This is a genomic window from Arthrobacter sp. Y3221157 (genome assembly GCF_059089865.1).
Window position 1 is genome coordinate 61,844 of record NZ_JBNHFD010000011.1, and the last position, 7,307, is coordinate 69,150.

The 7,307-nt window shown below is 66.3% G+C and carries 5 protein-coding genes; 1 reads left to right on the forward strand and 4 read right to left on the reverse strand.

Going from position 1 to position 7,307, the window contains the following annotated elements:
- Positions 1 to 29: 29 nt before the first annotated feature.
- A complete protein-coding gene (gene arfA / locus AC5RTT_RS05610) occupies positions 30 to 1,556 on the reverse strand; it encodes an arabinosylfuranosidase ArfA (protein WP_494144364.1) in 1,527 nt (508 codons plus the stop codon).
- 360 nt (positions 1,557 to 1,916) lie between these two features.
- Between arfA and AC5RTT_RS05615 the strand changes: the two genes are divergently transcribed.
- Positions 1,917 to 2,858, forward strand: coding sequence for a GAF and ANTAR domain-containing protein (locus tag AC5RTT_RS05615; protein WP_494144365.1), 942 nt, complete (start codon positions 1,917 to 1,919; stop codon positions 2,856 to 2,858).
- A gap of 104 nt (positions 2,859 to 2,962) precedes the next feature.
- Here AC5RTT_RS05615 and araA read toward each other — a convergent pair whose 3' ends face one another.
- Genes araA through araB form a run of 3 tightly spaced genes read right to left on the reverse strand, consistent with a single transcriptional unit; the run spans position 2,963 to position 6,958 of the window.
- Complete coding sequence (gene araA / locus AC5RTT_RS05620) at positions 2,963 to 4,483, reverse strand: L-arabinose isomerase (protein WP_494144366.1); 1,521 nt, start codon at positions 4,481 to 4,483, stop codon at positions 2,963 to 2,965.
- Positions 4,484 to 4,523: 40 nt separating this feature from the next.
- Entirely contained in the window at positions 4,524 to 5,234 is a 711-nt protein-coding gene (locus AC5RTT_RS05625; protein ID WP_494144367.1) for an L-ribulose-5-phosphate 4-epimerase, read from the reverse strand.
- On the reverse strand, positions 5,231 to 6,958 hold the full coding sequence (gene araB, locus AC5RTT_RS05630; protein WP_494144368.1) for a ribulokinase: 1,728 nt from the start codon (positions 6,956 to 6,958) through the stop codon (positions 5,231 to 5,233). Before araB ends, AC5RTT_RS05625 begins: the two co-directional genes overlap by 4 nt.
- Positions 6,959 to 7,307: the final 349 nt, after the last annotated feature.

Genomic DNA, 7,307 nt, shown 5'->3' on the forward strand with positions numbered 1-7,307 from the left:
GCGCCCCGCTGAAACACACGTTCCCGCTGCTACTTGCCGACGGCGAGCCGGATCATTGACCAGGACACGGACGGAAGCTCCGCGGTGAGGCGGCCGCCGTCGGCCTTTGCCGTGACGTTCTCCGCGGGCAGGACGGAGGTGGAGTCGTCTGCGGTGGCCTGCCAGTAGGGGTCCTTGTTGGCGTAGGTGAGGGCCTGCACCACGCGGACGTTGCCGAGTGCGGACACCGCGGCGTCCAGCTGCAGCTCGTCCGTGGCCGAGCGGTTGACGGCGAACACCACCGCTTCGCCCTTTTCGGCGTCGTAGGTTGCGACGGCGGACACGGCGGCAAAGTCCGTCGTCTTGCCCCCGCTGACCAGCGGGGTTTCGACGGCGAGCTGCAGAACAGTGCCGGACGCGTGGCGGGAGGTCAGGGCGAACGGGTGGAAGGTGGTCTGCTTCCAGGCACGTCCGCCCGGTTCGGTCATGATGGGGGCGATGACGTTCACCAGCTGCGCCAGGCTTGCCGAGTGCACCCGGTCGGTGTTGCGGAGCAGCGTGATCAGCAGGTCCCCGACCACGACGGCGTCCGCTACCGTGTAGATGTCTTCCAGCAGCACGGGGGCCACCGGCCAGTCCTTGCCACTCGGCGCCGTGGATTCACCGCGGCTCATGTGCCAGACATTCCACTCGTCGAAGGAGATGTTGATCTGCTTGTCGGACTTCTTGACCGACTTCACGTGGTCGATGTGGGCGACGATGTCGCGGATGAAGGCGTCCATCCGGTGCCCGGCGGACAGGTGTTCCTGCAGGTCGCCGAAGTCCTCGAAATACTGGTGGGCAGAGACCAGGTCCACCAGGTCGTAGGTCTCGCTGAGCACCACGCGTTCCCACTCGCCGAACGTGGGCATGGTGGGCCCGGAGCTGCCGCAGGCCACGAGCTCAAGGTCCGGATCGATCATGCGCATGCCCCGGGCGGTGTCCGCCGCGAGCCGGCCGTACTCGTGGGCACTCTTATGGCCGATTTGCCACGGGCCGTCCATCTCGTTGCCCAGGCACCACATTTTGATGCCGTAGCCCTTTTCCGCACCGTTGGCCCGGCGCTGGTCCGAGAAGGCCGTCCCGCCGTCGATGTTGCAGTATTCCAGCAGGTCCAGCGCTTCCTGCGTTCCACGGGTGCCGAGATTGACGGCCATCATGGTCTCCACGCCAGCCTTGGCGGACCACTTGGCGAATTCGTCCACGCCCACCAGGTTGGGGTCACTGGAGTGCCAAGCAAGGTCCAGCCGCACCGGGCGCTGCTCCAGCGGGCCCACGCCATCCTCCCAGCGGTAGCCGGACACGAAGTTGCCGCCGGGGTACCGCACCGTGGAAACCCCCAGTTCACGGGTGAGTTCCAGGACGTCCCCGCGGAAGCCGTCCTGGTCCGCCGAAGTGTGATCCGGCTCGAAAATGCCTGTGTACACGCAGCGGCCAAGGTGCTCCACGAAGGCGCCGAAAGTGCGCTGCCGGACAGGCCCCACCACAAAGGCGGGATCCACGGTGATCTTCGCCGCGGCTGATTCTGCTGTGGTCACGAAAATATCCTCACTCCATTTTTACAACGTTATAGAGAACCATTGTTGAGACTCCCGCAGCAGGAGTCAAGCAAATGAAAGAAAGTACTTCAGGAAGTGTCCCGGTGGGGGGCGCTGGGCCCTTAAGCCACCCCACCTGCGGCAATGGGAACCGGCGGGGCGTGGCCAGCGAACCCAAGTACTACCTAATCTCAAAAACGAGTACCTCCTACGCGTTCATCCCCCACAGCGCCGCAACTAGGTTTCTTACCAGACACAAAAGTGACGCGGCTCGCGGTACGTGGCTCACGAGGGGGTGTGAGACTGGCAATGCATGCACGACATATAAGTTCGGCCTTCCCGGTCCAACGGACACGGGTATTGAGCGGGGCCGGCGACGAGGAGGCCTACGAGACCAAGGCCTCTCCCCCAGCCGTCGTCGGCCCTCCTGTTCCGCCGCGGAACCCGGGCGCCCGCCCGGCAGGCGGCATTGCCGGAGTGGCCACGCCCGGTACCGGCGGCCAGGACGTGCTGCTGGATCTGGTGACGGGCGCTGACTCGTTGGGAGAATCCCTCGCCCGCCTGGTGACCGCTTCCGCGCAGGCCGTTGTCCGCCAGGCAGGACTCCGCATCGAATGCGGGGTCATAGTCCACCAGCCCAAGAAGCCGCCCGCTGTCGCCGGCACCTCGGAAGAGGTTGTCCGGCTGCTCGAATGGGAGCACCGGGCGGCTGAGGGACCGGTACACGAGGTCCTCGCCGGCGGCCAGCCAGTGGCGGTTCTCCAGCGCAACGGCGACTTCCGCTGGCCGTGTTACTGTGACCAGCTGCAGCAGGCCGGCTTCGGCAGCGTCCTTGGCGTGCGGCTGCCGCTGAGCAGCGAGACCCCCGCCAATGGCGCCAGGGAGGGCGGTGCTGCAGCCGGCGCTACCACGAAGGGCCCGGACGGGACCGCTGGCAACCAGCACCGGGAAGAAAGGCCGGCCGCCCTGGCATTCTTCGCCCAGGATGCCAAGGCCTTCCCACTACAGGTCATCGCAGAGGCACGCTCGTTCGCGGGTCTTGCAGCCAAGAGCCTGCAGATGGCCATCGACCTGCATACCGCCCGCTCCATGGCCACGGACCTGCGCTCCGCCCTGGACAGCCGCACGTCGATCAACGTTGCCTGCGGCGTCATCATGGCGCAGAACAGGTGCTCCTACCACGAGGCCTTTTCCATCCTGGCGAAGGCGTCCAGCCACCGGAACATCAAGGTGCGCAGGATCGCCGAGGACATCCTGGAGCGGCTGCCGGAGGGTCCCCCGCGCGCCCACTTCGGGCATTGAGCGTACACCTCGGCCAACACCCACCTCCTTAGGGTTTTCGTCCAGATATGGAGGCTTCAGGGGAAGTTAGCTCGACATATCTGGACAAAAACTCGCAGGGTTCGCTAGATGCCGCCGGCCAGCTTGTAGTAGGCCGCGTTCCAGTTCAGGTTCTTCTTGAACTGGCGGATGGTGGTGCCTTCGTCGATGGTGAGCAGCTCGGTTTTGGCAATCTCGGCGAAGTCCTCGAACACGTCCATGCCCACCTGGGTGGACAGCACGGTGTGGTGCGCGGCGCCGGCGGTCAGCCAGGCGGCGGCGGAAGTGGCGAAGTCCGGCTTGGGCTGCCACAGGGCGCGCGCAACCGGCAGGTTAGGCAGTGGCTGGTCCAGGGGAACTACGTCGACGGCGTTGGCCACCAGGCGGAAACGGTCCCGCATGTCGGACAGCGCGACGACGACGCCCGGGGAGGCATCGGCGTCGAACACCAGCCGGACCGGGTCCTCCTTGCCGCCGATGCCCAGCGGATGGATCTCCAGCCGCGGCTTGCCGGCGGTCAGGGACGGGCAGACCTCGAGCATGTGGGCGCCCAGGATCTTCTCCGAGCCCGGTTCCAGGTGGTAGGTGTAGTCCTCCATCAGGGACGCGCCGCCGGGCAGGTCCCCGCCCATCACTTTCGCAACCCGGACCAGGATGGCGGTCTTCCAGTCGCCTTCGGCACCGAAGCCGTAGCCGGCAGCCATGAGCCGCTGCACCGCCAGGCCGGGAAGCTGGCGGAGCGCACCAAGGTCCTCGAAGGACGTGGTGAACGCTGCCGAACCGTTGGCCTCCAGGAAGCTCCGCAGGCCAAGCTCGATCCGGGCCCCGTACCGCAGCGAGTCGTGCCGGGCTGCGCCTGCGCGGAGCTCCGGCACCACGTCATAAAGCTCCTCATACTCCGCGACCAGGGCGTCGACGTCGGACTCCGCCGCCGCGTGCACGGCGTCGGCGAGCTCGTTGACGGACCAGGTGTTGACCGCGACGCCAAAACGCAGCTCCGCCTCGGTCTTGTCGCCTTCGGTGACGGCGACGTTGCGCATGTTGTCGCCAAAGCGGGTCAGCTTGAGGGTGCGGACGGCGGCCCAGCCTGCGGCGGCGCGCTGCCAGGAGCCCACCTGCCGGGCCACCTCGGGGTTGGACACATGCCCGACGACGGTCTTCCGTGCGATGCCGAGGCGGGACTGGATGTACCCGAATTCGCGGTCGCCGTGGGCGGCTTGGTTCAGGTTCATGAAGTCGAAGTCGATGTCTGCCCAGGGCAGGTCCCGGTTGGCCTGCGTGTGCAGGTGCAGCAGTGGCTTGCGGAGCAGGTCCAGGCCCTGGATCCACATCTTTGCCGGGCTGAAGGTGTGCATCCAGGCGGTGACGCCGATGACGGAATCGTCTGAGTTTGCTTCCAGCGCGATGCGGCGGATTGCGTCTGAATCGGTCAGGACCGGTTTCCACACGATCCGGACCGGGACGGCGGAACTGGCGTTGAGCTTGTTGGCGATCTCTTGCGACTGGGCTGCCACCTGCTTCAGGACGTCCTCGCCGTAGAGGTGCTGGCTGCCGGTGAGGAACCAGACCTCATAGCCGTCAAGGGAGGTGGATGCTGCGGTGCTCATGGGTTCTCCTGGGATGTAAGCCTGAAAAGGGGCCTGATGGCTATTGGCCGTAGACGTTCTGGTAGCGGGCATAGAGCGAATCGATGTGGCTCTGGTCGATGGGCTTCGGATCGCCCAGCTGCCGGGAGATGTGCACGGTCCGGGCCACTTCCTCACACATCACCGCTGCCTTCACCGCGGAGCGGGCGTCCTTGCCGATGGTGAACGGTCCGTGGTTCTGCATCAGCACCGCTGGCGAGTTCGAGTTCTTGAGCGTCTCCACGATGCCGTGGCCGATCGAGTCGTCACCGATCAGCGCGAACGGCCCCACCGGAATTTCGCCGCCGAATTCGTCGCTCATCATGGTGAGCACGCAGGGGATTGCCTCCCCGCGGGCTGCCCAGGCGGTGGCGTAGGTGGAATGGGTGTGCACCACCCCGCCCACCTCGGGCATATGCCGGTACACGTAGGCGTGCGCTGCCGTGTCCGACGACGGCGACAACGCCGGATTGCCCCACTCCACCGTGCCTCCACCGCCGACGTTGGTGCCCCTGACCGGGGTACCGTACAGATCCGTCACGATCATCTTCTCCGGGGTCAGGTCCTCGTAGGAGACGCCCGAGGGCTTGATCACCATCAGCTCGTGACCGGGCACCCGGGCAGAGACGTTGCCGGCGGTCCACACCACCAGTTCATACCGGGTCAGCTCGGCGTGCAGGGCGCATACTTCCGCGCGAATACGGGCGATTGCCTCGAGAATCGGGCTGCTCATGCCGGCACCTCCACAGCGGCCGGGCCGGAAGCCAGGAGTGAGCCCGAGGCCCTTCGCTGGATGGCCTTGAGCCGGTGCATCACGTCGTTGCCGCCCCGCCCGAAGTAATCGTGCAGCGCCTTGTACTCCTGGAAGAGTTCCTCGTAGGCTGCCACGTTCTCCGGAATGGGCGTGTACACCTCGCCGGGTTCCGCGCCCATGGCGGCGGCGGCCTCCCGGATGTCCGCATACTTCCCGGCGGCCACGGCGGCGTGGATGGCGGAGCCCAGCGCAGGCCCCTGGGCGGAACCGATGGTGGAGAGCTGCAGCCCTGTGGCGTCGGCGTAGATCTGCATGAGGAGCCGGTTCTTGAGCAGCCCGCCGGCCACAATGAATTCCTTGACCGGGACGCCGGCCTCCCGGAAGGCATCAACGATGGTGCGGGTGCCGAACGCGGTGGCCTCGAGCAGCGCCCGGTAGGTGTCCTCGGGTTTGGTGGCGAGGGTCTGGCCCACCACGATGCCCGAGAGCTCGTGGTCCACCAGCACGGACCGGTTGCCGGAGTGCCAGTCAAGCGCGATCAGCCCGTGTTCCCCGATGGCCTGCGACGAGGCCAGTTCAGTGAGGTATTCGTGGATTCCCATTCCCGCGGCATCGGCAGCCTCGTGGTACTCGGGCGGCACGCCGTACTTGGTGAACCAGCCGAAGATATCTCCGACGCCGGACTGGCCGGCCTCGTAGCCCCACAGCCCATCCACGATGCCGCCGTCCACCACACCGCACATTCCCGGTACTTCCCGAAGTTCGGTGCCGTTCATGACGTGGCAGGTGGAGGTGCCCATAATCGCCACCAGCTGGCCCGGGTCCACCGCCCGAGCGGCGGGAGCGGTGACGTGCGCGTCCACGTTGCCTACCGCCACGGCGATGCCCTCCGGCAAACCGGTCCAGGCGGCTGCTTCCGCAGTGAGGTACCCGGCGGCGTCGCCAAGGCGGCCGATGGTGTGCTCTAGTTTGCTGCTGACGAAGTCCTTGAACTGTGGGTTCAGCGCGGCCAGGAAGTCCTCTGACGGGTACCGCCCGTCCTGGTAGATTCCCTTGTAGCCGGCGGTGCAGGCGTTCCGGACATAGGTGCCGCCGAGTTGCCAGACGATCCAGTCGGCCGCTTCCACCCAGTGGTCCATCGCCGCGTACGCTTCCGGGTCCTCCTCCAGCAGCTGCAGGCCCTTGGCGAATTCCCATTCCGAGGAGATCAGTCCACCGTAGCGGGGCAGCCAGTCCTCGCCGCGCTCGGCGGCGAGCCGGTTGATCCGGTCCGCCTGCGGCTGGGCGGCATGGTGGCGCCACAGCTTCACATAGGCGTGCGGGCGGTTCGCAAACCCGGGCACCTCATTCAGCGGCGTTCCGTCAGCCTTGACCGGCACCATGGTGCAGGCGGTGAAGTCCGTGGCGATGCCTACGACGGCGGCGGGGTCGATCCCCGCCTCAGCGATGGCCGCCGGAACGGCGTTCCGCAGGACGTCCCGGTAGTCGTTGGGCACCTGCAGGGCCCATTCGCCGGGAAGCCGTGCGGCGCCGTCGCCCGCTGTGTCCGCGGGCAGGGCATGGGTGACCACGGCATGCGGGTAGTCATACACCCCGCTGCCGAGCTCCTTGCCGTCCCGGACCCGCACCACAACGGCACGGCCGGACAGCGTTCCGTAATCCACGCCGATAACAAAGACGTCCGAGCCGTCAAATGCGTCCATTGAAAATCCTCCAGATAGCTGCCGCAGCACTGCGGCCTGCTGTCAATTGTGAGCGCTAACAAGATTGAAGTCAACAGACCTTTCCCTGCTCCCCCTCCTTCACCTGGAGTTTTTAGGCAGATATGGAGACTTCCAGGGTGCTGAACCCGCCTATCTGCCCAAAAACTCCAACAAAGGAAGGGCAGGGAAACCGGCTTCTTGAAAAGTGCGTCAGGGCGGTGTCAATGGGTAAGGGAAGCAGGGACCGAAACTTCCATCACCGGGGAGAGCCCATGACCGACGCCGAGCCACCGCCGTCCGCCGGCAGCCGCTCCCTGGCGTGGCTGGCCGGCCCCCTCGCCACGGGCCT